This is a genomic window from Gordonia sp. BP-119 (assembly GCF_016924115.1).
Lineage (GTDB): Bacteria > Actinomycetota > Actinomycetes > Mycobacteriales > Mycobacteriaceae > Gordonia > Gordonia hongkongensis.
Map to the genome: position 1 here is coordinate 18,950 of NZ_JAFFZF010000039.1, position 25,240 is coordinate 44,189.

21 protein-coding genes and 1 rRNA gene are annotated in these 25,240 nt (G+C 69.2%); 20 read left to right on the forward strand and 2 right to left on the reverse strand.

The annotated features are described in order from the left end of the window. Positions 1 to 113: 113 nt before the first annotated feature. Both JW364_RS19330 and JW364_RS19335 read right to left on the reverse strand, forming a co-directional pair. Complete coding sequence (locus JW364_RS19330; RefSeq protein ID WP_165629961.1) at positions 114 to 401, reverse strand: PspA domain-containing protein; 288 nt, start codon at positions 399 to 401, stop codon at positions 114 to 116. Between the two features lie 73 nt (positions 402 to 474). Then, the gene (locus JW364_RS19335) at positions 475 to 900 is read right to left on the reverse strand and encodes a DUF1844 domain-containing protein (RefSeq protein WP_058253854.1); all 426 of its coding nucleotides are present in this window, start codon (positions 898 to 900) and stop codon (positions 475 to 477) included. A gap of 264 nt (positions 901 to 1,164) precedes the next feature. Between JW364_RS19335 and infC the strand changes: the two genes are divergently transcribed. The 20 genes from infC to JW364_RS19435 form a co-directional block, all read left to right on the forward strand. Beyond that, positions 1,165 to 1,806: a translation initiation factor IF-3 gene (infC, locus tag JW364_RS19340; RefSeq protein ID WP_162540013.1), complete on the forward strand. Its 642-nt coding sequence runs from the start codon at positions 1,165 to 1,167 to the stop codon at positions 1,804 to 1,806. A 146-nt stretch (positions 1,807 to 1,952) separates the two neighbouring features. Further along, positions 1,953 to 2,147, forward strand: a complete 195-nt coding sequence (gene rpmI / locus JW364_RS19345; RefSeq protein WP_012834577.1) for a 50S ribosomal protein L35 — start codon at positions 1,953 to 1,955, stop codon at positions 2,145 to 2,147. Between the two features lie 43 nt (positions 2,148 to 2,190). Continuing rightward, positions 2,191 to 2,571 carry a 50S ribosomal protein L20 gene (rplT, locus tag JW364_RS19350; protein WP_010844357.1) on the forward strand — a complete coding sequence of 127 codons (381 nt, stop codon included), beginning with the start codon at positions 2,191 to 2,193 and terminating at the stop codon, positions 2,569 to 2,571. A 47-nt stretch (positions 2,572 to 2,618) separates the two neighbouring features. Next, positions 2,619 to 3,428, forward strand: coding sequence for an RNA methyltransferase (locus JW364_RS19355; protein WP_159370970.1), 810 nt, complete (start codon positions 2,619 to 2,621; stop codon positions 3,426 to 3,428). Positions 3,429 to 3,474: 46 nt separating this feature from the next. Then, entirely contained in the window at positions 3,475 to 5,955 is a 2,481-nt protein-coding gene (locus JW364_RS19360; RefSeq protein ID WP_159371930.1) for a Tex family protein, read from the forward strand. Positions 5,956 to 6,065: 110 nt separating this feature from the next. Continuing rightward, positions 6,066 to 7,460: an acyltransferase family protein gene (locus JW364_RS19365; RefSeq protein WP_065632026.1), complete on the forward strand. Its 1,395-nt coding sequence runs from the start codon at positions 6,066 to 6,068 to the stop codon at positions 7,458 to 7,460. Positions 7,461 to 7,584: 124 nt separating this feature from the next. Continuing rightward, the gene (gene pheS, locus JW364_RS19370) at positions 7,585 to 8,637 is read left to right on the forward strand and encodes a phenylalanine--tRNA ligase subunit alpha (RefSeq protein WP_065632027.1); all 1,053 of its coding nucleotides are present in this window, start codon (positions 7,585 to 7,587) and stop codon (positions 8,635 to 8,637) included. A 63-nt stretch (positions 8,638 to 8,700) separates the two neighbouring features. After that, the gene (pheT, locus tag JW364_RS19375) at positions 8,701 to 11,178 is read left to right on the forward strand and encodes a phenylalanine--tRNA ligase subunit beta (protein ID WP_205334130.1); all 2,478 of its coding nucleotides are present in this window, start codon (positions 8,701 to 8,703) and stop codon (positions 11,176 to 11,178) included. Positions 11,179 to 11,236: 58 nt separating this feature from the next. Further along, on the forward strand, positions 11,237 to 12,286 hold the full coding sequence (argC, locus tag JW364_RS19380; RefSeq protein WP_058253847.1) for an N-acetyl-gamma-glutamyl-phosphate reductase: 1,050 nt from the start codon (positions 11,237 to 11,239) through the stop codon (positions 12,284 to 12,286). After that, on the forward strand, positions 12,283 to 13,545 hold the full coding sequence (argJ, locus tag JW364_RS19385; protein ID WP_205334131.1) for a bifunctional glutamate N-acetyltransferase/amino-acid acetyltransferase ArgJ: 1,263 nt from the start codon (positions 12,283 to 12,285) through the stop codon (positions 13,543 to 13,545). The genes argC and argJ overlap by 4 nt, the downstream gene beginning before the upstream one ends. Next, positions 13,542 to 14,459, forward strand: a complete 918-nt coding sequence (gene argB, locus JW364_RS19390) for an acetylglutamate kinase (protein WP_205334132.1) — start codon at positions 13,542 to 13,544, stop codon at positions 14,457 to 14,459. The genes argJ and argB overlap by 4 nt, the downstream gene beginning before the upstream one ends. Next, positions 14,456 to 15,685, forward strand: coding sequence for an acetylornithine transaminase (locus JW364_RS19395; RefSeq protein ID WP_205334133.1), 1,230 nt, complete (start codon positions 14,456 to 14,458; stop codon positions 15,683 to 15,685). The genes argB and JW364_RS19395 overlap by 4 nt, the downstream gene beginning before the upstream one ends. Then, positions 15,682 to 16,605 (forward strand): ornithine carbamoyltransferase, encoded by a 924-nt coding sequence (gene argF, locus JW364_RS19400; protein ID WP_205334134.1) that lies wholly within the window; start codon positions 15,682 to 15,684, stop codon positions 16,603 to 16,605. Before JW364_RS19395 ends, argF begins: the two co-directional genes overlap by 4 nt. A gap of 13 nt (positions 16,606 to 16,618) precedes the next feature. Continuing rightward, entirely contained in the window at positions 16,619 to 17,125 is a 507-nt protein-coding gene (locus JW364_RS19405) for an arginine repressor (RefSeq protein ID WP_010844368.1), read from the forward strand. Positions 17,126 to 17,284: 159 nt separating this feature from the next. Then, a complete protein-coding gene (locus JW364_RS19410; RefSeq protein ID WP_058253842.1) occupies positions 17,285 to 18,484 on the forward strand; it encodes an argininosuccinate synthase in 1,200 nt (399 codons plus the stop codon). Continuing rightward, entirely contained in the window at positions 18,481 to 19,953 is a 1,473-nt protein-coding gene (gene argH / locus JW364_RS19415) for an argininosuccinate lyase (RefSeq protein WP_137810672.1), read from the forward strand. The genes JW364_RS19410 and argH overlap by 4 nt, the downstream gene beginning before the upstream one ends. A gap of 95 nt (positions 19,954 to 20,048) precedes the next feature. After that, positions 20,049 to 23,045 carry an AMP-binding protein gene (locus JW364_RS19420; RefSeq protein ID WP_205334135.1) on the forward strand — a complete coding sequence of 999 codons (2,997 nt, stop codon included), beginning with the start codon at positions 20,049 to 20,051 and terminating at the stop codon, positions 23,043 to 23,045. 5 nt (positions 23,046 to 23,050) lie between these two features. Then, positions 23,051 to 23,272, forward strand: coding sequence for a Trm112 family protein (locus tag JW364_RS19425; protein WP_078113151.1), 222 nt, complete (start codon positions 23,051 to 23,053; stop codon positions 23,270 to 23,272). A gap of 59 nt (positions 23,273 to 23,331) precedes the next feature. Further along, positions 23,332 to 24,666, forward strand: coding sequence for a tyrosine--tRNA ligase (gene tyrS / locus JW364_RS19430; RefSeq protein ID WP_078113150.1), 1,335 nt, complete (start codon positions 23,332 to 23,334; stop codon positions 24,664 to 24,666). Between the two features lie 451 nt (positions 24,667 to 25,117). Further along, positions 25,118 to 25,240, forward strand: a 16S ribosomal RNA gene (locus JW364_RS19435); the annotation flags it as partial.

Consider the following 25,240-nt stretch of genomic DNA (forward strand, 5'->3'; position numbering starts at 1 on the left):
TCGCCGAACGCGAATCGCCACTTCCGTTGTAGCAGCGCTGGTTTGTGACCGGCGCGCGTCAACGGGAGTGGCGATGTGCGTGTTCGGAGGGGAATGCGCGGCGGGGGAGTGCGCTACGAACCCATCGATTTGCGGATCTCCTCGAGTCGCTTCTTCGCGGCCTCGTCGCGTTCACGCATCATCTCGTCGACGGACTGGCCCTCGGCGCTCGCCTCCGCCAGCTCCTGCGACCCGATCGCGGTGGTGATGCGGTTCTCGATCTTGTCGCGCACGAAGTCGAAGGTCGGGACTCCGCTGTCGGAGTAATTAGGATCGGGAACCGCGCCGGGCACCGGGCCGGTCGGCACGATCTCCGCGTCGATGATCTCGTCGGACCGTCCGGGCTCCTCGGCATTCGTCATGGGTCCAGCGTAGGCCCTCCGCTGGTCGAGCAGCGCCGGCCGAGCGGAGCGAGGCCGCCGCGTGTCGAGGCCACTACCGCCGAGGCGCGCGAACCGGGCCGGTGTACTTCTCGCCCGGGCCCTCGCCGGGTTCGTCCGGGTATGCACTGGCCTCCCGGAACGCCAGCTGCAGCCCTTTGAGGCCGTCGCGGATGGGCGCGGCGTGGATGCCGAGATCGGCTTTCGACGCGTCGACGATGCCGGCCAGGGCGGTGATCAGGGTGCGGGCCTCGGGCAGGTCGATCCGGTCGGCCGGGGTCCCCTCGGCCAGGCCGAGCTTCTCGGCCGCCGCGCTCATCAGCATGACGATGGATCGGGTGATGACCTCGATGGCCGGAATATCGCCCAGGTCACGGACGTTGTCGGGATCGGTGTGCGCCGCATCTCCCAGGTCGGCGCCATCGCCCGTCGCACCCTCCGGGGGTAACGGTGCAGGTGACGAATAGGAGTTCTCGGCCATGGCTGTTAGACTCCCATAGCACGACCGCCCTGGTATGCGCCGGGGTCGTAAGTGGAGTTCCGCTCCCACCGTTCGACGCGAGGTTCTCGCAGTTGCACGGTCCGGTTCACGCCGATCGTCGCAGATCGCATCTCTGGATGCTGAGCTGTACGTCGTCGGCAGCGTGTGTCAGCACTGGCACGCGTGGACGAACCGGTCGGTATCGGAGCCCCGCGGACATCAGTCCCGGGGCTTCCTTGCTGAGGTGTCCCGCAGGTCTCTTGCATACGTCCCTCGCCACGACGCGACGGTTACCACTGCAGGATTGAACAAGGAGGCCCCATCAGCACTGAGACCCGCATCAACGAGCGCATCCGCGTCCCCGAGGTCCGACTCGTCGGACCCAACTCGGAGCAGGTGGGCATCGTGCGTGTTGAAGATGCGCTTCGCTTGGCCTACGAGGCCGATCTCGACCTGGTCGAGGTGGCTCCGGACGCCCGTCCGCCGGTCTGCAAGATCATGGACTACGGCAAGTTCAAGTACGAAGCGGCCCAGAAGCAGCGCGAATCGCGTCGCAACCAGCAGATGACCGTGATCAAGGAGCAGAAGCTCCGTCCCAAGATCGACGACCACGATTACGAGACCAAGAAGGGTCACGTCATCCGGTTCCTCGAAGCGGGATCCAAGGTGAAGGTCACCATCATGTTCCGCGGCCGCGAGCAGTCGCGCCCCGAGCTCGGCTACCGACTGCTGCAGCGCCTGGGCAACGATGTCGCCGACTACGGCTTCGTCGAGACCTCGGCCAAGCAGGACGGCCGCAACATGACGATGGTCCTCGCGCCGCACAAGGGTGCGAAGACCCGCCAGAAGGCGCAAGAGAGCCGCGAGCGTTCCGGTGGCCCGAAGGCCGCCCCTGACGCGAGCTGATCCGCGAGCACTGAGCGGACGAGAACTGAGTCGATCGGCCGGACGAGAGTCCGAACCGCTCCGGCCGAGATCACGACACGCGAACACGGGTACACACCGGACCTCGCCGGGTCCGGTGCCCGAGTTCGCCCGAGAAAAGGAAGAACATGCCGAAGAGCAAGACCCACAAGGGCACCGCGAAGCGCTTCAAGGTGACCGGCAGCGGAAAGATCGTCCGCCAGAAGGCCAACCGCCGCCACCTGCTCGAGCACAAGTCGTCCCGGCGCACCCGTCGTCTCGACGGCACCACCGTCGTCAGCGAGAACGACGCCCCGCGCATCAAGCGACTGCTCAACCGCTGACGCCAGCGACCCCAGACATCTGACAAGCAAAAGGATCTAACACATGGCACGCGTGAAAAGGGCCGTCAACGCCCAGAAGAAGCGTCGGTCCACCCTCGAGGCCTCCAAGGGCTACCGCGGACAGCGGTCGCGCCTCTACCGCAAGGCGAAGGAGCAGCAGCTCCACTCGCTGAACTACGCCTACCGCGACCGTCGCGCGCGCAAGGGTGAGTTCCGCAAGCTGTGGATCTCGCGTATCAACGCCGCGGCCCGCGCCAACGACATCACCTACAACCGCCTCATCCAGGGCCTCAAGGCCGCGGGTGTCGAGGTCGACCGCAAGGTGCTCGCCGACATCGCCGTGACCGATCCCGAGGCCTTCACCGGTCTGGTCGAGGTCGCCCGCAAGGCACTGCCGGCCGACGTCAACGCGCCGGCTGCCTGATTGCGCACCAGCACCCACGACCCGCGAGTCGCGCGGACGAACCTCCGATGACGGAGGTCCTGTCTGAGCGGTCCTCGCGGGTCGTGTCGTATGCGAAGCTGCATCGCGCGGCCGAGCGGCGCGACCAGGGTCGTTTCGTCGCCGAAGGTGCCAATGCCGTCGCTTCGGCGCTGGCCGTCGGACGGGCCGAGGCGGTCCTGGTCGCCGACGAGGAGCAGTTCCGTCATCGCGATCTCGTCGAGACCGCCGCGGCGGCCGGCGTCCCGGTGTCGGTGATCACCGGCCGCGCCGCGTCGAAGCTGGCCGAGACGTCCACGCCCGCGGGCATCTTCGCGATCTGCCCGTTGCTCGTCGTGCCGCTCGACGCCGTCCTCACCGCCGGGCCGCGACTCCTCGCGATCGCGGTCGAGCCGCGGGAGCCCGGGAACGCGGGCACGCTCATCCGCTGCGCCGACGCGATGGGCGCCGACGCGGTGATCCTGCTCGGCGATGCCGTCGACCCCCACAACGGCAAGTGCGTCCGTGCGAGCGCGGGAAGCGTGTTCACGGTGCCCGTGGTGCGTGAGCGCGCCGTCGACGACGCCCTCGACGCCATCCGGGGGTCCGGCATCAGCCTGTTGGCGACCGCGGCCGATGGCGAGGTCGCCCTGGACGCGGCGGGCGACATCCTCTCCGGCCGCGTCGCATGGCTCTTCGGCAACGAGGCGCACGGCCTGTCGGTCGAGGTGCAACGCTCCGCCGACCACCGCGTGTCCATCCCCATCCGTGGCCGCGCCGAGAGCCTGAATGTCGCTGCCGCGGCGGCCATCTGTCTGTACGAGAGCGCCCGTGTCCACGGCGCGGCGGGTCGCGTCTGACCGCTGTCCGAGTCGGCCGGTAGGGTCGGCGATCGTGTCAGAAACTGTGTCACCCGACTCCGCGCCCGAACCCGCACCCGCGACCCCCGGCTCGCCGGCCGCTGCACCCCAGACGGTGCCCGCGCCCGATCCCGCGGTCGTGAACTCCCGCATCGCCTCGGCGATCGCGACCGAACTCGGGGTGGGCGCCGGTCAGGTGCGATCGGCGATCGAGTTGCTGGACGGCGGATCGACGGTTCCGTTCGTCGCCCGATACCGCAAAGAGGCCACCGGCGGCCTCGACGACGCGCAACTGCGTACCCTCGACGAGCGTCTCGGTTACCTGCGCGACCTCGAGGCCCGACGCCAGGCCGTCCGCGAATCCATCGCCGCGCAGGGCAAACTCGACGCCGCACTCGATGCGCGCATCCTCGAGGCCGACACCAAGGCGCGCCTGGAGGACATCTACCTGCCCTACAAGCCGAAGCGCCGCACCAAGGCCCAGATCGCACGCGAGGCCGGACACGAGCCGGTGGCCGATGCACTGCTCTCGGACCCGACGACGGACCCGGCGACCTTCACCGCCGAGCAGCTCGACGGCGCCCGCGCGATCGCCGTGGAGCGGTTCGCCGAAGACGCCGACCTCGTCGGCGAACTCCGTGAGCTGATGTGGCAGACCGGAGTGTTGCGCACAACGGTTCGGGACGGCAAGGAGTCGGCCGGCGCCAAGTTCGCCGACTACTTCGAGTTCTCCGAGCCGTTCACCTCGCTTCCGTCGCACCGGGTGCTGGCCGTGCTGCGCGGCGAGCGCGAGGAGATCCTGTCGGTCACCCTCGACGCCGATCCGGCAGCGGCCGACCGGCCCGCCGGCCCCGGACCGTACGAGCAGCGGATCGCCGCCCGGTTCGGCATCGCCGATCAAGGGCGTCCGGCCGACCGCTGGCTTACCGACACGGTGCGCTGGGCATGGCGTACCAAGCTGTTCGTCGGGCTGTCCCTCGACGTCCGGATGCGGCTGCGTCAGGCCGCCGAGGCCGACGCGGTGGCGGTGTTCGCGACGAACCTCAAGGACCTCCTGCTGGCCGCGCCCGCCGGGTCCCGTACGACGATGGGGCTCGACCCCGGTCTGCGCACCGGCGTGAAGGTCGCAGTGGTGAACGCGACCGGCAGGGTCGTCGACCACGCAACGATCTATCCGCACGAGCCCCGGCGCGACAAGTCCGGTTCGCTCGCCGTGCTCGGCGCACTCGTCGAGAAGCACGGCGTCGAGCTCATCGCCATCGGCAACGGCACCGCCTCACGCGAGACCGACGCGCTCGCCGGCGAACTCCTGTCCGCGATCAAGGAGGCCGGCAAGAAGCCGCCGACGAGCGTCGTCGTGTCCGAGGCGGGTGCCTCGGTGTACTCGGCGTCGGCCTACGCGTCGAAGGAATTGCCGGACCTCGACGTCTCCATCCGCGGCGCGGTCTCGATCGCCCGCCGGTTGCAGGATCCGCTCGCCGAGCTCGTGAAGATCGATCCGAAGTCGATCGGGGTGGGGCAGTACCAGCACGACATCTCCGAGACCCTGCTCGCGCGCTCACTCGGGGCGGTCGTCGAAGACGCGGTGAACGCGGTCGGCGTCGACGTGAACACCGCGTCTGTGCCGCTGCTGTCCCGCGTGTCCGGCATCACCGCGGGCCTCGCGGAATCGATTGTCGCGCATCGTGACACCAATGGTGCGTTCCGGGATCGCAAGCAGATCACCGCGGTGCCCAGGCTCGGCCCCAAGGCATTCGAGCAGTGCGCCGGCTTCCTGCGTATCGCCGACGGCGACAATCCGCTCGACGCGTCGAGCGTGCACCCGGAGGCGTACCCGGTCGTCACACGCATCCTCGAGAAGGTGGGCACCGATGTCCGGTCGCTGATCGGCGACACCGCGACCCTCACCAAGTTGCGACCCGAGGAGTTCGTCGACGAGACGTTCGGTCGTCCGACCGTCGTCGACATCATCGCCGAACTCGACAAGCCCGGGCGCGACCCGCGGCCGGAGTTCAAGACCGCGACGTTTGCCATGGGCATCGAGAAGGTCTCCGACCTGACCCCGGGGATGGTCCTCGAAGGTCAGGTCACCAACGTGGCCGCCTTCGGCGCATTCGTCGACGTCGGCGTGCACCAGGACGGCCTCGTCCACGTCTCGGCGATGGCACACCGCTTCGTCTCCGACCCCCACGAGGTCGTCAAGTCCGGCGACATCGTAAAGGTCAAGGTCATGGACGTCGACATCGACCGCAAACGCATCGGGTTGTCGCTGCGGCTCGACGACGAACCGGGCAGTGACGGCAAACCCTCCCGCGCGCCTCGCGGGCAAGGGCGGGAGGACAGTGCTCGTGGCGGCGGCAATCAGCCGCGGAGGAACGAGCAGCGTGGCGGCGGACGGGGCAACCCGGGCGGCCAGGGCCGGGGCGCTCAGGGGCAGGGCAACCGAGGCGGGAACCGGAACGATCGACGCCCGGCACCCAGCGGGGCGATGGCCGACGCGCTCAAGCGAGCCGGCTTCGGCAAGTAGGGTCGCGGCCCGGGCGGGCCGGTTGTGTGTTCGCGGATGCGGGGATTGCCGACCCCGAGCGAGTAGTTTCCCTCAGGCCGTCCCGGTCGCCGCGGTCGAGACTCGACGCCATGCCCAGCATCGTCTCGGGACGGCCGGCGTCGACCGGTCTGCCCACGCCTCGTGAACTCGCCGCCCTCACCGGGGACCGCGACCGCGTCATCGACCTGATCCGCATCATGTCGCTGGCGGTCGTGGTCGCCGGTCACTCGATCATGCTCACCGTCGACGTGACCGACGACTCGATTCATCTCGGCAACACACTCGGCGACGTGCCCGCACTGCAGCCGGCGACCTGGCTGCTGCAGGTGCTGCCGCTGTTCTTCTTCGCCGGTGCCGCCGCGGCGACCCGCGGCTGGACCTCGCGCGGCGACGGTGACACACCGACCGCCGGGCAATGGCTCGTCGCCCGGACACAACGCTTGATGCGGCCGGTGTTCTGGTACCTCGGAGCCGTCGCGGCCGTGTACACCGTCCTGTCCGGCACCGGTGCCACGGCGGCGGCCGACGTGGTCGCGCGTCTCGGGGTGCAGTTGCTGTGGTTCCTCGGCGCCTACCTGCTCGTACTGGCGGTGGTCCCGTTCCTGCAGCGCCTCCGGTCCGTCGGTGGTGTGCTGGCCGCCCTGGCGGTGTGTTGGGGGAGCACGGCGATCGTCGACGCCGTCCGACTGACGGACGGCCCCGCAGCGCTCGGCTACCTGAACTTCCTCGCCGTGTGGACGATCCCCGCGGTCCTCGGGGTCGCGTACGCCAAGAAGATCCTGCGGCCCGGGCTCGCCGTCCTCGCGGCCGCCGGTGCGCTGGCAGCCGACCTCGTCCTCGTCACGTGGGGACCCTACGAGGTCTCCCTCGTGACGGTTCCGGGCCAGCACCTGTCCAACATGAGTCCGCCGAGCCTGCTGCTCGCCGGCCACGCGATCGTGTTGTGCGCGGGCGCGATCGCGGTGCGCCGATTCCTCGCGGTCGTGGCCGACCGTCCGCGCGTCTGGTGGTGGGTGGTGCTGGGCAACCGGGGCGCGATGACGCTGTATCTCTGGCATCTGCCGGTGCTCGCGGCGATCATCGGTCTGTGCGCCGCGGCCGGCATCGACCGCGGCGACGTCGGCGCGGCGTCCTTCCCGATGATCGTCGGGGCGCAGACCGTGTTGCTGCTCGCGGGCATGGTCCCGGTGGTCGCGATCCTGTCCCCACTCGAGAACCGGTCCCTGCCGTGGTGGGACGAACCGGTCGCCCGGCGCAGCGGACCGGTGCGGAACGCGGCCCTGCTGACGGCGCTGGCCGGGCTCGGCGTGGCAGTGCTGATGCTCGCGCGCGGCGGTCTGACCGGCGACGGTGTGTGGTGGCTGATCATGGGCCTCGCCTGTGCCACCTGCTCGCGTTGCCTCGCGGTTCCCGCCGGTCGTCCGACGGCAGCGCCAGGGCTTCCCGGTGACGACGCCTCCCTGCAGGTCAGCGCCCCGCGGTAGTCGACTACCCTCGACGGGAGTCATCGTCGGCGCCGGAGGTGTCCGTCGGCCCGTTGGGTCGGCGTGCACAGCGCGACGACGATGCCGACCATCCATCGATCGACGCACGAGGAGCACGCCCACCGTGGCCACTTCCGCCGACGCAACGGCATTCCCGGGACCCGACGACCTCGAGGCGGCCGCGACGTCGGCCATCGAGGACTTCGAGGCGGCGGCCGACCTCGATCAGCTCGCCGCGGCCAAGTCGGCGCACCTCGGTGATCGCTCGCCGATCGCACTCGCCCGGCGCGCGCTGGGTTCCCTCCCCAAAGAGGGGCGTTCCGAAGCCGGCAAGCTGGTCAACCAGGTGCGCGGCCGGGTGTCGGCGGCCCTGGAGGCGCGCACCGCCGTCCTCGACGCCGAACGGGACGCGGCGGTCCTCGTCGCCGAATCGATCGACGTGACGTTGCCGAGCGGCCGGCGTCCGGTGGGTGCGCGTCATCCCATCACCGTCATCGCCGAGCAGGTGGCCGACGTGTTCGTCGGTATGGGCTGGGAGATCGCGGAGGGCCCGGAGGTCGAAACCGAGCACTACAATTTCGACGCGCTCAACTTCCTGCCCGACCACCCCGCCCGGTCGATGCAGGACACCTTCTACATCGCGCCCGAGGGATCGCGGCAGGTCTTGCGGACGCACACCTCGCCGGTGCAGGTGCGCTCGATGCTGAGCCGGGACCTGCCCATCTACGTGGCGTGCCCGGGCCGGACGTTCCGGACCGACGAGCTCGACGCCACCCACACCCCGGTCTTCCATCAGATCGAGGGACTCGCCGTCGACAAGGGACTCACACTGGCGAACCTGCGGGGCACCCTGGAGACCTTCGCGCGGGCACTCTTCGGCCCGGAGACGACGACCCGCATGCGGGCGAGCTACTTCCCGTTCACCGAACCCTCCGCCGAGGTCGACGTGTGGTTCCCCGCCAAGAAGGGCGGACCCGGCTGGGTCGAGTGGGGCGGCTGCGGCATGGTCAACCCGAATGTGTTGCGCGCCAGCGGTATCGACCCGGATGTGTACTCCGGATTCGCTTTCGGCATGGGCCTGGAGCGCACCCTGCAGTTCCGCAACGACATCTCCGACATGCGGGACATGGTCGAGGGGGACATCCGGTTCACCCTCCCGTTCGGTCCGGCCGCCTGACCGGCACCGCGCAGATCCCGCCCCGACGACTCCTCACGACGCGACGAAAGTAGTTGATACACAGTGCGTGCACCACAGTCCTGGTACACCGAGGTACTCCGCGCCGGCGACCCGCAGTGGTCGGCGACCACCGATGAGATCGACGCCGGTTTCGTCCGTGTCGGGTTCGAGATCGAGGACATCGAGGCGTTCCCGGAGATCACCGGACCGCTGGTGATCGGTCGAGTAGAGACGATCGAGGAGCTCACCGAGTTCAAGAAGCCGATCCGGTTCTGCACGGTCGCCGTCGGTGAGGATGAGCCCCGCGGAATCGTCTGTGGTGCACGCAACTTCACCGAGGGCGACCTGATCGTCGCCGCGCTGCCGGGGGTCGTGCTCCCCGGTCCCTTCGAGATCGCATCGCGCAAGACCTACGGCCGGGTGTCCGACGGCATGATCTGCTCGGTCTCCGAGCTGGGGATCGGCACCGATCACAGCGGCATCCTCGTGCTCGAGCCCGGGACCGCCGAACCGGGTGCGGACGCCCGCGAGGTGTTGGGACTCGCCGACGCGGCGATCGACGTCAACGTCACCCCTGACCGCGGTTACGCGTTCTCGGTGCGCGGCCTGGGCCGCGAGCTCGCGGGCAGCTTCGGGGTCCCGTTCGTCGATCCCGGACTCCGGGCCGCGGACCTGGCGGACGACGGGTCGGCCCCGGCGTGGCCGGTCGCCATCGACGAGAACTCCGGCGCGACGCGTTACACCGCTCGGGTCATCACCGGTGTGGACCCGACCGCGATCTCCCCGTGGTGGATGCAGAAGCGGCTCATGGTCGCCGGTATCCGCCCCATCTCCGCGATCGTTGACATCACCAACTACGTGATGATCGAACTCGGTCAGCCGCTGCACGCCTTCGACGCCGACCGTGTCACCGGAGCCGTCACGGTCCGGTCGGCCCAGCCGGGGGAGAAGCTCACCACCCTCGACGACACCGTTCGCGTCCTCGACCCCGAGGATGTGCTGATCGCCGACGAGACCGGACCGATCGCCCTGGCCGGTGTCATGGGCGGCGCGAGCACCGAGGTGGGTCCCGAGACGACGACGGTGCTGCTGGAGTCGGCGACCTTCGATCCGGTTCGGGTCTTCCGCACCACGAAGCGTCACAAGCTGACCTCCGAGGCCAGCAAGCGGTTCGAGCGGATCGTCGACCCCGAGATCACCGCGGTGGCCTCCGACCGCGCCGCCGGGCTGATCGTCGAGATCGCCGGCGGACGGATCGCCTCACCGCTGTCCGAGACCCATGTCCAGACCCCGATCAGGTCGACCATCGCCATCGCCGCCGACGAACCGGACCGGGTCGCGGGCGTCAGCTATCCGCCGGGGACCACCCTGACGCGGCTGACCGAGGTCGGTTGCGTGGTGACCGGGACCGACGAGCTGGACGTGTTCCCGCCCTCGTGGCGACCCGATCTGCGGCAACGCGCCGACCTGGTCGAGGAGGTCCTGCGTCTGGAGGGCTTGGAGGACATCCCCGCCGTGGTTCCGCGCGCGCCCGGCGGCACCGGACTCACCCCGGTTCAGCGACGCCGGCGCAGCGTCGGACGCACCCTCGCGCTCGACGGCTACGTCGAGGTCCTGCCGTATCCGTTCATGCCGGCCGGCGTGTTCGACCTCTGGGACCTGCCCGCCGACGATGAGCGCCGGCGCACCGTGAAGGTCCTCAACCCACTCGAATCCGATCGCCCCGAGCTCAACACGACGTTGCTCCCGGGGCTACTCGAGATGGCGGCCCGCAACATCGCACGCGGTCAGCGGGATCTGTCGCTGTTCACCATCGGTCAGGTCGTCATCGCCGGCGATCACGTCGCCGCGGTGGACGCGCTCGACGTCACGCGCCGCCCGACCGACGAGGAGATCGCGGCGCTCGACGCCTCGCTGCCCCATCAGCCGCTGCACGTCGGCGTCGTCCTCACCGGATTGCGCGATCCCGCGGGTCCCTGGGGTCCGGGACGCGCCGCCGACCACCTCGATGCCTTCGAGGCGGCGCGCACGATCGGTCGCGCGGCGGGGGTGACCGTCGAGCTCACCGCCGACGATCAGCGCCCGTGGCATCCCGGCCGCTGCGCGCGGCTGACGGTCGACGGCCGCACGGTCGGTTACGCCGGCGAACTCCACCCCGCGGTGCTCGAGCGGGCCCATCTGCCGAAGCGGACCTGCGCGGTGGAGATCGACATCGACGCACTGCCCCTGGACGCGCGACTCCCGGCGCCGTCGGTGTCGGTGTTCCCCGCGGTCCTGCAGGACGTCAACGTCGTCGTCGGAGGGGAGGTCCCGGCCGCGGACGTCCAGAAGGCGCTTCGTGAGGGGGCCGGCGACCTGCTCGAGGACATCGCTCTGTTCGACGTCTTCACCGGTGAACAGGTCGGCGCGGGCAACAAATCGCTGACGTTCTCGCTGCGGTTCCGCGCCCCGGACCGTACCCTCACCGAGGACGAGGCCAACGAGGCCAAGCTGGCCGCCGTCGACGCAGCCGCCGCGCGGGTGGGGGCCCGTCTCCGCTGACCCCATCGGCGTGTCACCCCGCCGTGAATTGATTTGCAGCCTGCTGCATAATGATCACATGGCTTCGACTAGCAAGGTGAGGGTGGCGGTGGCCGGCGCGAGCGGCTACGCGGGTGGCGAGATACTCCGGTTGCTGTGCGGGCACCCCCGTCTGCGATCCGGCGAACTCGAGATCGGCGCGCTCACCGCGGGTGGCAATGCCGGGACGCTCCTGGGTGCGCACCATCCCCACCTGCTCCCGCTGGCCGACCGAGTCCTGGAGGACACGACCCCGGAGATCCTCGCCGGACACGACGTCGTCTTCCTGGGCCTGCCGCATGGCGCATCCGCGGTGATCGCCGACGCCCTGCCGCCGACGACGCTGATCATCGACTGCGGGGCCGACTTCCGGTTGCGCGACGCCGGTGAATGGACGTCGTACTACGGCGGCGACCACGCCGGGACCTGGCCGTATGGTCTGCCCGAGTTGCCCGGCAACCGGGAGACGCTCCGGGACGCGAGCCGGATCGCGGTGCCCGGTTGCTATCCGACGGTGTCGATCCTGTCGTTGCTCCCGGCCATCGCCGCGGGCATCGCCGATCCACACGTGACCGTCGTCGCGGTGAGCGGGGCATCGGGTGCCGGTCGGTCGCCCAAGGTCGACCTGCTGGCGTCCGAGGTCATCGGGTCCGCGCGGGCCTACGGCGTGGGCGGGGTCCACCGGCACACGCCGGAGATCTCCCAGGCGCTCTCGGCCGCCGCGGAACAGCCGGTGACCGTCTCGTTCACGCCCATCCTCGCCCCGATGGCCCGCGGCATCCTCGCGACGTGCACCGCGCGCACCGGGGCCACCGCGGAGGAGGCCCGCGCGGTCTACGAGAAGGCCTATGCGGACGAGGAATTCGTGCACGTGCTGCCGGAGGGGCGGCTGCCTGCCACCGGTTCGGTGATCGGCTCCAACGCCGTCCAGCTCGGCGTGACCGTCGACGAACGCGCACAGACCCTCGTGGTCGTCGGCGCAGTCGACAACCTGACCAAGGGGACCGGTGGCGCCGCGGTCCAATCGATGAACCTGGCGCTGGGCTGGACCGAGAACGAGGGACTGAGCACCGTGGGAGTGGCACCGTGACCGGATCGCAGGGCAGCGCGGAAACAGAGCAGGACCGGATCGAGGGCGGCGCCCCCGGAGATCACCCGCGGCTCGTGCGGAACCAGGGCGTCACCGCGCCCCTGGGGTTCCGGGCCGCCGGAATCGCGGCGGGCATCAAGGCATCCGGTGCGCTCGACCTCGCACTTGTCTTCAACGAGGGCCCCGACCACTCCGCCGCCGGCGTCTTCACCCGCAACCAGGTGAAGGCGGCACCGGTGCTGTGGTCACAGCAGGTCCTCACCACCGGCCGGCTGCGCACCGTGATCCTCAACTCCGGCGGCGCGAACGCCTGTACCGGACCGGGCGGCTTCCAGGACACCCACAAGACCGCGGAGGCGGTGGCCGACGCGCTCAGCAACTGGGGGACCAGCACGGGCGCCGTGGAGGTCGCGGTGTGCTCCACCGGACTGATCGGCGACCGGCTGCCGATGGACAAGGTCCTCGCCGGGGTCACCGAGATCGTCCAGGACATGGGCGGCGGCCTGTCCGGCGGCACCGACGCGGCCCACGCGATCATGACCACCGACACCGTCCCCAAACAGGCTGCGCTGCACCACCCGCAGGGGTGGAACGTCGGCGGCATGGGCAAGGGCGCCGGAATGCTGGCGCCGTCACTGGCGACGATGCTGGTCGTGCTCACGACCGACGCGGTGGCCACCGCCGAGCAGCTCGACACCGCCTTGCGCAGGGCGACGGCACGCACCTTCGACCGGCTCGACATCGACGGCTCGTGCTCGACGAACGACACGGTTCTGCTGCTGAGTTCGGGCGCCAGCCAGATCCCGGTCGAGCAGACCGATCTCGACGACGCGGTGTTCGAAGTCTGCGACGATCTCGCCGCCCAGATGATGGCCGACGCCGAGGGCGTCACGAAGCGGGTCGTGATCACGGTCACCGGCGCGCACACCGAGGACGACGCGCTGACTGTCGCCCGTGCCGTCGCGCGGGACTCGCTGGTGAAGACCGCCCTGTTCGGATCGGACCCCAACTGGGGACGCGTACTCGCCGCGGTCGGCGCCGCGCCGGTCACCGTCGACCCCGACCGCATCGCGGTGTCGTTCAACGGCAACCCGGTGTGCGAGAACGGTTTCGGGGTCGAGGGCGCGCGAGATGTGGACCTGTCCGGCCCCGACATCGCCGTCGTCGTGGACCTGAAGCTGGGAGAGTCGGCGGCCAGTGTCCGGACCACCGACCTCTCCCATGCGTACGTCGAAGAGAACTCGGCGTATTCGTCATGAGCGAGACGACATCGGGCGTCCACCCGATCGACCCCGCGGCCGGCCTGGCCAAGGCGAAGGTGCTCGCCGAGGCCCTGCCCGCGCTGCAGCGGCTCGCCGGTGCGACCGTCGTCGTCAAGTACGGCGGCAACGCCATGATCGACGACGAGTTGAAGAAGGCGTTCGCGGCAGACATGGTCTTTCTGCGCGCGTGCGGCATGCATCCCGTGGTGGTTCACGGTGGTGGCCCGCAGATCTCGGCGATGCTGAAGCGACTGGGACTCTCGGGTGAGTTCAAGGGCGGATTCCGGGTGACGACCCCCGAGGTCATGGACGTCGCCCGCATGGTTCTCTTCGGTCAGGTCGGGCGGGAGCTCGTCGGGCTGATCAACTCGCACGGACCGTATGCCGTCGGCATCACCGGTGAAGATGCCCACCTGTTCACCGCGACGCGGCGCACGGTGCTCGTCGAGGGTGTTCCCACCGACATCGGCCTCGTCGGCGACATCGCGTCGGTCAACACCTCGGCGGTGCTGGATCTGGTTGCCGCCGGCCGCATCCCGGTCGTCTCGACGATCGCACCGGACCGCGACGGGGTGGTGCACAACATCAACGCCGACACCGCGGCCGGTGCTCTCGCCGAGGCGTTGGGGGCGTCCCGGCTGGTGATGCTGACCGATGTCGAAGGCCTGTACACGGACTGGCCCGACCGCGGATCCCTGGTGTCCCAGATCGACACCGACACACTCACCGAGCTGTTGCCGTCGCTGGACTCCGGCATGGTCCCCAAGATGGAGGCCTGCCTGCGCGCCGTCACCGGCGGCGTCGACCGCGCACACGTGATCGACGGGCGTGTCGCCCATTCCGTACTGGCCGAACTGTTGACCGAGAGCTCGACCGGCACCACCGTCGTCGTGCCTGAGGAGGACGCATGACCGCGCCACTGCAGCAGCGCTGGGCACAGTCGCTGATGAACAACTACGGCACACCCCCGATCGCCCTCGTGGAGGGCTCGGGAGCGTATGTCACCGACGCCGATGGCAAGCGCTACCTCGACCTGCTCGGCGGGATCGCGGTGAACGCCCTCGGCCACGCCCACCCGGCGATCGTCGACGCGGTCACCCACCAGCTCCAGACGCTCGGGCACGTGTCGAACCTCTACATCGCCCCGCCCGTCGTCGAACTCGCCGAGGCATTGCTCGGCCGGTTCGGTCATCCGGGTCGCGTGTTCTTCTGCAACTCCGGCACCGAGGCGAACGAGGCCGCGTTCAAACTGGCCCGGCGGACCGGCCGGCCCGAGATCGTCGCGGCGGAGCAGGCCTTCCACGGACGCACCATGGGTGCGCTCGCGATGACCGGTCAGCCCGCCAAACGCACACCGTTCGAACCGATGCCGCCGGGCGTCCGGTTCGTTCCCTACGGTGACGTCGACGCGCTCGACGCCATGGTCACCGACCAGACCGCCGCGGTGATCCTCGAACCGATCCTCGGCGAGGCCGGCGTCGTCGTGCCCCCCGCCGACTACCTGGCGGCCGCTCGCCGGATCACCGAGGAGCGCGGCGCGCTGCTGATCCTTGACGAGGTGCAGACCGGCGTCGCTCGCACCGGCACGTTCTTCGCCCATCAGCAGGTGGGCGTGGTTCCCGATGTGATGACACTTGCGAAGGGGCTGGGCGGTGGCCTCCCCATCGGTGCGTGCATCGCCACCGGACCGGCGGCCGACCTGTTCGGGCCGGGCCAGCACGGCACCACTTTCGGTGGCAATCCGGTCAGTGCGGCCGCCGCGCTGGCCGTCCTGAGGGTCATCGAAGCCGACGGTCTCCTCGATTCTGTTGCCGCGGTGGGGAAGTCGATCGCGACCGGCATCGAGGACCTGCAGCACCCGTTGGTCTCGCACGTACGAGGGTCCGGCCTGTTGCTCGGAGTCGTGCTGACGCAGGCGCTCTCGCAGCGCGTCGAGGCCGCCGCCCGGGACGCGGGGTTCCTCATCAACGCACCCGCGCCCGACGTCCTGCGCCTGGCCCCGCCGCTGATCCTCACCGAGGAGCAGGGACAGGATTTCGTGCGCGCGCTACCGACACTGCTCGACACCGCCGCGGCAGCGGCACAGGTCGACACCGCCGCGCACGCCGCCACATCGAACGAGGGGGACAAGCCATGACCAGACATTTCCTGCGCGACGACGACCTGACCCCGGCCGAGCAGGCCGAGGTGCTCGCACTCGCGGCCGAGGTCAAGGCGAAGCCGTTCGACTTCCGGCCGCTGGAGGGCCCCCGCGGGGTCGGGGTGATCTTCGACAAGAACTCCACGCGCACCCGGTTCTCGTTCGAGGTCGGCATCGCCCAGCTCGGAGGTCATGCGGTCGTCGTCGACGGCCGGACGACACAGCTCGGTCGCGAGGAGACCCTGGAGGACACCGGCCTGGTCCTGTCCCGCTTCGTCGACGCCATCGTGTGGCGGACGTTCGGGCAGGACCGGCTCGAGGCGCTGTCCTCGACCGCCACCGTCCCGGTCGTCAACGCGCTGTCCGACGAGTTCCACCCCTGCCAGGTGCTCGCCGACCTGCAGACGATCGCCGAGCACAAGGGCCAGCCGGCGGGTCTGACGATGACGTACCTGGGTGACGGCGCGAACAACATGGCGCATTCGCTGGCGCTCGGCGGCGTCACGGCCGGCATGCACGTCGTCCTCAGCTCGCCGGACGGCTTCCAGCCGGACCCGGCGGTGATCGCCGACGCCGAGAAGCGTGCCGCGCAGACCGGCGGCTCGGTGAAGCTCGAGACCGACCCCGTCGCCGCTGTGACGGGGGCCGACGTCCTGGTGACCGACACCTGGGTGTCGATGGGGCAGGAGGACGACGGCAAGGACCGCACGGCGCCGTTCCGGCCGTACCAGATCAACGATGACCTGCTCATGCATGCCGCCGATGATGCGATCGTCCTGCACTGCCTGCCGGCCCATCGTGGCGACGAGATCACCGCCTCGGTGATCGACGGACCCCGCAGCGTCGTGTTCGACGAGGCGGAGAACCGCCTGCATGCGCAGAAGGCGCTGCTGATCTGGCTGCTGGACCACCAGTGAGCGGACACCCACGATGACCGCCGGAGCCGAACCCTCGGAGAGCCGCCTCGCCGCCACCCGGGCGGGTCGCCATGCGCGCATCATCGAGATCTTGTCCACGCATCAGGTACGCAGCCAGTCGGAGCTGCAGCGGTTGCTCGCCGAGGAGGGCGTCGACGCCACCCAGGCCACCCTGTCGCGCGACCTCGACGAGCTCGGGGCCGTGAAGCTGCGGGCAGCGGACGGCGGCGCCGGGGTCTACGTGGTGCCCGAAGACGGTTCGCCCGTCCGCGGGGTGTCCGGCGGCACCGACCGGCTCGGCCGGCTCGTGTCGGACCTCCTGGTCTCGACCGACAGCAGCGGCAACCTCGCGGTGTTGCGAACGCCCCCGGGCGCCGCGCACTACTTGGCGGCTGCGCTCGACCGGGCGCGCCTGCCCGACGTCGTGGGGACGATCGCCGGGGACGACACGATCTTCGTCGTCGCGCGCGAGCCGCTCGACGGAGCGGAACTCGCCCGCCGGATCGAGGGCCTCGTGTAACCCTCGCCGCATCGACATTCTCGGTTCCGCCTCCGCGGAACCGGCAGACCACACCAAACGAACAGCCGAGACGCCGCCAACCGGATACCCGGGCGGTGTCGTCGGAACACCGGGGCCGATGATGGACTCGGTCATCGCGCAGAACAGGAGCTTCACCTCATGGCAGAACGTGTCGTACTCGCATACTCGGGCGGCTTGGACACCTCGGTCGCGATCAGCTGGATCCAGAAGGAGACCGGCAAAGAGGTCGTCGCCGTGGCACTCGACCTCGGTCAGGGCGGCGAGGACATGGAGGTCATCCGCCAGCGCGCACTCGACTGCGGCGCGGTCGAGGCCGTCGTGGTCGACGCCCGCGACGAGTTCGCCGACGAGTACTGCCTCGGCGCGATCACCTCGAACGCGCTCTACATGGATCGTTATCCGCTCGTCTCGGCGCTGTCGCGCCCGCTGATCGCCAAGCACCTGGTCACCGCCGCCCGGGATCACGGCGGCACCGTCGTCGCCCACGGATGCACCGGCAAGGGCAACGACCAGGTCCGCTTCGAAGTCGGTTTCGCCACCCTGGCGCCCGATCTGCAGGTGCTCGCGCCGGTGCGCGACTACGCCTGGACCCGCGAGAAGGCGATCGCCTTCGCCGGGGAGAACGACATCCCGATCAACGTGACCAAGAAGTCGCCGTTCTCGATCGACCAGAACGTGTGGGGACGCGCCGTCGAGACCGGCTTCCTCGAGGACCTGTGGAACGCGCCGACGAAGGACGTCTACGACTACACCGAAGACCCCACCGTCAACTGGAACTCGCCTGACGAGGTCATCATCGGCTTCGACAAGGGCCGCCCGGTCAGCATCGACGGCCGCCCGGTGAGCGTCCTCGAGGCGATCCAGGAACTCAACCGTCGGGCCGGCGCCCAAGGCGTCGGACGCCTCGACGTGGTCGAGGACCGACTGGTGGGCATCAAGAGCCGTGAGGTGTACGAGGCGCCCGGCGCCATGGTTCTCATCCGCGCACACGAAGAACTCGAGCACGTGACCATCGAGCGTGAGCTCGGTCGCTACAAGCGCGGCACCGACCAGAAGTGGGCCGAGCTGGTGTACGACGGCCTCTGGTTCTCGCCGTTGAAGCGGTCGCTGGACGCGTTCGTCGCCTCCACGCAGGAGCACGTGACCGGCGAGATCCGGCTGACCCTGCACGGCGGCACGATCGCCGCGACCGGCCGCCGCAGCTCGGAGTCGCTCTACGACTTCAACCTCGCGACCTATGACGAGGGCGACACCTTCGATCAGTCCGCGGCCCGCGGCTTCGTCGAGCTGCACGGCCTGTCGTCGAAGATCGCCGCGAAGCGGGACCTGAATCTGTGAGTGCGGGCACCGGCGGCGGCAGCGGCCCGGAGACCGGCGGGACGACCAACCAGGGTTCGCTCTGGGGCGGTCGCTTCGCCGGTGGTCCGGCGGAGGCGATGGCCGCGCTGAGCAAGTCGACCCATTTCGACTGGGCCCTGGCCCCGTTCGATATCGAGGCGTCCAAAGCGCACGCGCGGGTGCTGAACAAGGCCGGGCTGCTCACCGCCGAGGACCTCACCGGGATGCTCGACGGGCTCGATCGCCTGGCCGCCGATGTCGCCGACGGCAGCTTCGGGCCGGCCGAATCCGACGAGGACGTCCACGGTGCCCTCGAGCGCGGCCTGATCGAGCGCGTCGGTCCCGAACTCGGGGGCCGGTTACGCGCCGGACGCTCACGCAACGACCAGGTCGCGACCCTGTTCCGGATGTGGTTGCGCGCCGCCATGCGGCGGGTCGCGCTGGGCCTGCTCGACGTCGTCGACGCGCTCACCGCACAGGCGGCGGCCCATCCCGACGCGATCATGCCGGGCAAGACGCACCTGCAGGCCGCACAACCGGTCCTGCTGGGGCACCACCTGCTGGCGCACGCGCAACCACTCCTGCGCGACATCGACCGGCTCGCCGACGCGGATCGTCGAACCGCGGTGTCGCCGTACGGTTCCGGCGCCCTGGCCGGCTCCTCCCTGGGCCTCGATCCGGCGGCGATCGCCGCCGACCTGGGCTTCGACGCACCCGCGGAGAACTCGATCGACGCCACTTCATCGCGCGATTTCGCCGCGGAGGCCGCGTTCGTCTTCGCGATGATCGCAGTCGACCTCTCCCGGTTGTCCGAAGAGGTGATCATCTGGAGCACACCGGAATTCGGTTACGTGACGCTGGCCGACGCGTGGTCCACCGGCAGCTCGATCATGCCGCAGAAGAAGAATCCGGACGTCGCCGAACTCATGCGCGGCAAGGCGGGTCGTCTCATCGGCGACCTCACCGGACTGCTGGCGACACTGAAGGCGCAACCGCTGGCCTACAACCGGGATCTGCAGGAGGACAAGGAACCGGTCTTCGACGCGGTGGCCCAACTGGAGCTGCTGCTGCCCGCGGTGACCGGCCTGGTCGCCACGCTGGAGTTTCACACCGATCGCATGGCGGAACTCGCACCGGCGGGTTTCACCCTGGCCACCGACATCGCCGAATGGATGGTCCGACAGGGCGTGCCGTTCCGGGTGGCGCACGAGGCCGCGGGTGCGTGTGTCCGCGAGGCCGAGTCCCGGGGCGTCGGCCTGGACGAACTCGACGACGCGACGCTGGCCGGTGTCCATCCGGCGTTGACGCCGGCGGTGCGTGACGTCCTGACCGTTCGCGGTTCGGTCGAGTCGCGCAACGCGCACGGCGGCACCGCACCCGGACAGGTCCGGCGGCAGATCGACGTCGTCACGGCCCAGACCGCCGATCTCAGGACACGCTGGACCGCTGGGCACGGCGGGCGCCGCTGATCCCGCACGACTGGGTACAGTGACCTGTGTCACCGACGCCGCGTCAATCAACGCGCCGGTGAGGCCGGTACACCGACGACGGGAGGATCGACACGATGGCGGTGTGGGACGGGGGCCCCGATCTCGTGGGGGCGGTCGGCAGGGTGTTGGCCACCGCGCAGAACGGCCTCGAGGTGCTGCGGTTCGGTGGACTGGAGACCGGTACCGAACCGGCGCCCTTCGCGGTCGTCGAGACGCACAAGATGTTCCGGCTGCGTCGGTATTTCCCGAACGATCCGTCGACCGGCCCGAACATCGTCCTGGTGCCGCCGATGATGGTGTCGGCCAACGTCTATGACGTCACCGAGCACAACGGAGCGGTGTCGATTCTGCACCGCAACGGCATCACGCCGTGGGTCGTCGACTTCGGGTCACCCGACTCCGAAGAAGGCGGGATGGAACGCAATCTCGCCGACCACGTGGTCGCGATCAGCCACGCGATCGACCTGATCGTCGAGGCGACCGGCCGTGACATCCACCTCGCCGGGTATTCGCAGGGCGGGATGTTCGCCTACCAGACCGCGGCGTACCGCCGGTCCAAGGGGATCGCGAGTCTGATCACGTTCGGCAGTCCGGTCGACGTCCTCGCCGCACTGCCCCTGGGGCTACCCGCGGGACTGGTGGCCCCGGCGGCCGAATTCCTGGCCGACAAGGCGTTCTCACGCAACCTCTGGGTGCGGGATTGGATGGCGCGCACCGGCTTCCAGCTCCTGGATCCGGTGAAGACGGTGCGCAGCCGCATCGACTTCCTGCGCCGTCTGCACGATCGTGAGGCGCTGCTCCCACGGGAGGACCAGCGCCGCTTCTTGGAGGCCGACGGCTGGGTCGCATGGTCCGGCCCGGCGATCGCCGAGCTGCTCCGGCAGTTCGTGGCGCACAACCGCATGGTCTCCGGCGGCTTCGTGATCAACGGCGATCTGGTGTCCCTCGCCGAGATCACCTGCCCGGTGCTCGCGTTCGTGGGCGATGCCGACGACATCGGGCAACCGGCGGCGGTACGGGGCATCGTCCGCGCCGCGCCCGACGCGGAGGTGTACGAATCCACCTTGCCGGCCGGACATTTCGGACTCGTGGTCGGTAGCGCGGCCGGTGAACACACCTGGCCGACGACCTCCGACTGGGTGAACTGGCTCTCCGACAACGGTCCGCGCCCCGAACTCGTCTCCGAGATGTCGCTCGTCGAGCCGGGTCACGGCGGCGGGGTCAGCCTGTCGTCGCGACTCACGCACGGTGTGGGGTCGGTGGCCGACGCCGGCACCGCCGCCTCGCGCGAGTTGCTCGGCCTGGCCAACTCCCTGCAGCGCACCTCGCGGGCCGTCGCCTCGGAGTCGGTGCGGACCGTCCCCCGATTGTTCCGGCTGGGACAGATCCAGAGCGGGACGCGCATCTCCCTGTCGAAGCTGATGGCCGAGAACACCAAGCGCGGCGGCGACAAGGAACTGTTCCTCTTCGAGAACCGTGTGCTCACCCACGCCCAGGTGAACACGCGTATCGACAACGTGGTGGCCGGGCTGGTCGACTGCTGCATCCGCCCCGGTCAGCACATCGGCGTCCTGATGGACACCCGGCCGAGCGCCCTGGTCGTCATCGCGGCGCTCTCGCGTCTGGGCGCGGTGGCGGTGCTGCTCGCCGCGGACGCCGACGTCCGCGAGATGATGCGGCTCGCCGACAGTTCGGTCATCGTCACCGACCCCACCAATCTCGATCTCGCCAGTGCCGCCTCTGACCGTGTCCTGGTGCTCGGCGGCGGCAGTGGCGACTCCCGGGCGATCGACGGTGCGGACGGCACGTCGATCGTCGACATGGAACGCATCGATCCCGACGAAGTCGTGATGCCGACCTGGTACCGGCCCGACCCCGGCCTCGCGGGTGACCTCGCGTTCATCCTGTTCAGCCGGGCTTACGGCAAGCTCGTTCCGTGGCCGGTGACCAACCACCGGTTCGCGATGTCGGCCTTCGGCGCCGCGGCCGCGGCAGCGCTCACCGACCGCGACACCGTGTACTGCCTGCCGCCCCTGCACCACGCGTCGGGGCTGCTCACGACCCTGGGAGCGACGGTGGTCGGGCGGTCGAGGATCGCGCTGTCGAACGGCATCGATCCCACGAACTTCGCCGTCGAGGTGCAGCGCTACGGCATCACCGTCGTGTCCTACACCTGGTCGATGCTCAGCGGCATCGTGCGCGACCCCGACTTCCACATCAACCAGCACAATCCGATCCGGCTGTTCATGGGCTCGGGTATGTCGGCGGGACTCTGGGAGGACGTGTGCTCGAGCTTCCCCCGCGCGCGCATCCTCGAGTTCTTCGCGACCGCCGACGGCTCGGCGATCCTCGCGAACGTCTCCGGAGACAAGTTGTCCTCCGTCGGCCGGCCACTGCCGGAGACGAACCCCGTCGAGGTCGCGGCCTACGACATCGTCGGCGACCGGTTGCTCATCGACGACTCGGGCTTCGTCCGCCGGGCAGAGACGGGGGAGCCCGGTCTGCTCCTCGCCAAGGCCAAGCACAAGTTCGACACCAACGGGACGGTGCTCCGCGACGTCTTCACGACGCGTGATCGGTGGGAGGTGTCGGGTCACTTGTTCGTGCGCGACGCCGACGGCGACCTGTACTTCCTCGGAGCGACCGACCGCGTGCTCCGGACCGCGGACGGCCCGGTGTTCATCCCCCCGATCGCACACGCCCTGTCCCGACTGAAGAGCGTCGACCAGGTCGTCGTCTACGGGGTCGGCGAACCCGGCCACCAGGTCGTCGTCGCGGCGATGACCCTCCGGCCCGGGGTCACGCCGGACTCGCTCACGGTCACACAACTGCGGATCGCGCTCGGGGAGTACCGGGCCGAAGAGCGCCCTCATCTCGTCCACGTCGTCGACGACATCCCGCAGTCGGCGTCGTTCCGCCCGCTCAGCACCGGTCTGGTCGAGGACGGACTTCCGAAACCGGGTGCGCGCGTCTGGTACCGCGACGACGAAGGGCGCTATCGCAGGTACACGAGGACCGTGGCGGAGAAGCTGGACTGGAGCGGGACCTCGACGCGCAATGCCCTAGGCTGATCCGGGTGACGACACGCGCTGAGGCCATCGACCCGATCGTGCGCGAACGCCTGGCCTGCCCGCAGGACCACGGTCCGCTGGTCGACGCCGGCGACGAGCTCTACAACCCGCGGCTGCATGTCGCCTACCGCATCGACTCCGACGGCATCCCGGTGATGCTCGTCGACGAGGCGCGCACGGTCGACGACGCCGAGCACGTGCGCATCGTCGGTTCTCAGCCGGAGTAGCCCGCCTGCGGGCGTCACCTCGACCGCACCTCGATCTCGTCGGATGACAAGATCGAGGGGTGAGTGCTGACAACGTCGAACCCCCCCGACCGGCCGAGTCCTTCCGGCCGACTGCCGTCCCCGCCACCGTCGACATCCTCGACGAACTGCAATGGCGCGGGCTGATCGCCCAGTCCACCGATCTCGGTGCACTGGGGGAGGCGCTCGCCAACGGACCGGTCACGTTGTACGCGGGCTTCGACCCGACGGCGGCGAGTCTGCACGCCGGTCACCTCGTCCCGTTGCTGACCCTCAAGCGTTTCCAGTTGGCGGGTCATCGTCCGATCGTCCTCGCGGGCGGCGCCACCGGTCTGATCGGTGATCCTCGCGACGTGGGCGAGCGGACGATGAACTCGGCCGACACCGTGGCCGAGTGGGCCGCGCGTATCGATGCGCAGCTTCGGCGGTTCGTCGACATCGACGACACCCCTACGGGCGCCGTGGTGGTGAACAACCTGGACTGGACCGGCAAGCTGTCGGCGATCGAGTTCCTCCGCGACCTGGGTAAGCACTTCTCGGTGAACGTGATGCTCGCGCGCGACACGGTGAAGCGACGCCTCGAAGCCGACGGCATGAGCTACGCGGAGTTCAGCTACCTGCTCCTGCAGTCGAACGACTTCGTGGAACTGAACCGCCGGTACGGATGTGTGCTGCAGATCGGTGGTTCCGACCAGTGGGGCAACATCGTCGGCGGCGTGGATCTGGCCCGTCGACTCGACGGCTCGGCGCTGCACGGGATGACGGTTCCGCTCGTGACCTCGTCGGACGGCAAGAAGTTCGGCAAGTCCACGGGTGGGGGCAGTCTGTGGCTCGACCCGGAACTGACGAGCCCCTACTCCTGGTACCAGTACTTCGTGAACACGGCGGACGCCGATGTCATCCGTTACCTGCGCTGGTTCACCTTCCTGGGGCGCGAGGAGATCGACGAACTCGAACGTGCCACCGCCGAGACCCCGCACCTGCGGCGCGCACAGCGCACACTCGCCGCCGAGATGACGACCCTCATCCACGGTCAGGCCAACACCGATGCGGTCCAACTGGCCAGCCAGGCACTGTTCGGTCGGGCCGAGCTCGATGAACTCGACGAGGCGACCCTCGCGGCCGCGGTCGGGGAGACCTCGATCGCCGAGTACAGCGAGACCCGTCCGACGATCATCGAGTTGCTGGTCGACACGAAGCTGTCGGAGTCCAACAAAGCTGCTCGCCGTGCAGTGTCCGAGGGCGGCGCCTACGTGAACAACACCAAGATCACCGACCCGGAGTGGCAGCCGGCCGACGCCGATCTGCTCCACGGGCGGTGGTTGGTGGTGCGTCGCGGCAAGAAGAGTTTCGCCGGCGCCAAACTGGGCCTCTGACCTGGCGATTTGACGCGTTGTTCGCGCCTGTGTAACTTAATCGACGCACCGCAGAGAGCAACTCCCCCGGAGCCGCAAGCCCCGGGGAAGTAACAGCGCCCGAGCCACTCGCTCGGGCCGCCTGTGCGGGCCACTCCCGAGAACAAGAGCGTGAGTATTTCTCGCGCTCTGGGAAAGCTCATCGGAGCCGGCTTCACATCGAAGGCGTCTGGTGGGTGTGTGTTCTTTGAGAACTCGATAGTGTGTTGGCGGATTGTTTGATGCCATATTGTGGTGTCAGATGGTTTGCTTGGATGATGTGTCCGCGGCTTTGATGTCGCGTGACGCTGATGAGTTTATTTTTTGATGCCAGTTTTTTTTGAGGATTATTTTGGTCAGGTTTTGCTTTCCTGGTTGAAGATTTTGTGTTGAAACGTCGGCCCTTTTGGGGCTGGTTTGGTTTCTACATTTTTTCATGGAGAGTTTGATCCTGGCTCAGGACGAACGCTGGCGGCGTGCTTAACACATGCAAGTCGAACGGAAAGGCCCAGCTTGCTGGGTACTCGAGTGGCGAACGGGTGAGTAACACGTGGGT

Coding starts and splice junctions, on each gene's coding strand:
- JW364_RS19330 (WP_165629961.1), bottom strand. CDS start 401: ATGACGAATGCCGAGGAGCCCGGACGGTCCGACGAGATCATCGACGCG.
- JW364_RS19335 (WP_058253854.1), bottom strand. CDS start 900: ATGGCCGAGAACTCCTATTCGTCACCTGCACCGTTACCCCCGGAGGGT.
- rpmI (WP_012834577.1), top strand. CDS start 1,953: ATGCCGAAGAGCAAGACCCACAAGGGCACCGCGAAGCGCTTCAAGGTG.
- rplT (WP_010844357.1), top strand. CDS start 2,191: ATGGCACGCGTGAAAAGGGCCGTCAACGCCCAGAAGAAGCGTCGGTCC.
- JW364_RS19355 (WP_159370970.1), top strand. CDS start 2,619: ATGACGGAGGTCCTGTCTGAGCGGTCCTCGCGGGTCGTGTCGTATGCG.
- JW364_RS19365 (WP_065632026.1), top strand. CDS start 6,066: ATGCCCAGCATCGTCTCGGGACGGCCGGCGTCGACCGGTCTGCCCACG.
- argC (WP_058253847.1), top strand. CDS start 11,237: ATGGCTTCGACTAGCAAGGTGAGGGTGGCGGTGGCCGGCGCGAGCGGC.
- argB (WP_205334132.1), top strand. CDS start 13,542: ATGAGCGAGACGACATCGGGCGTCCACCCGATCGACCCCGCGGCCGGC.
- JW364_RS19395 (WP_205334133.1), top strand. CDS start 14,456: ATGACCGCGCCACTGCAGCAGCGCTGGGCACAGTCGCTGATGAACAAC.
- argF (WP_205334134.1), top strand. CDS start 15,682: ATGACCAGACATTTCCTGCGCGACGACGACCTGACCCCGGCCGAGCAG.
- JW364_RS19405 (WP_010844368.1), top strand. CDS start 16,619: ATGACCGCCGGAGCCGAACCCTCGGAGAGCCGCCTCGCCGCCACCCGG.
- JW364_RS19410 (WP_058253842.1), top strand. CDS start 17,285: ATGGCAGAACGTGTCGTACTCGCATACTCGGGCGGCTTGGACACCTCG.
- JW364_RS19420 (WP_205334135.1), top strand. CDS start 20,049: ATGGCGGTGTGGGACGGGGGCCCCGATCTCGTGGGGGCGGTCGGCAGG.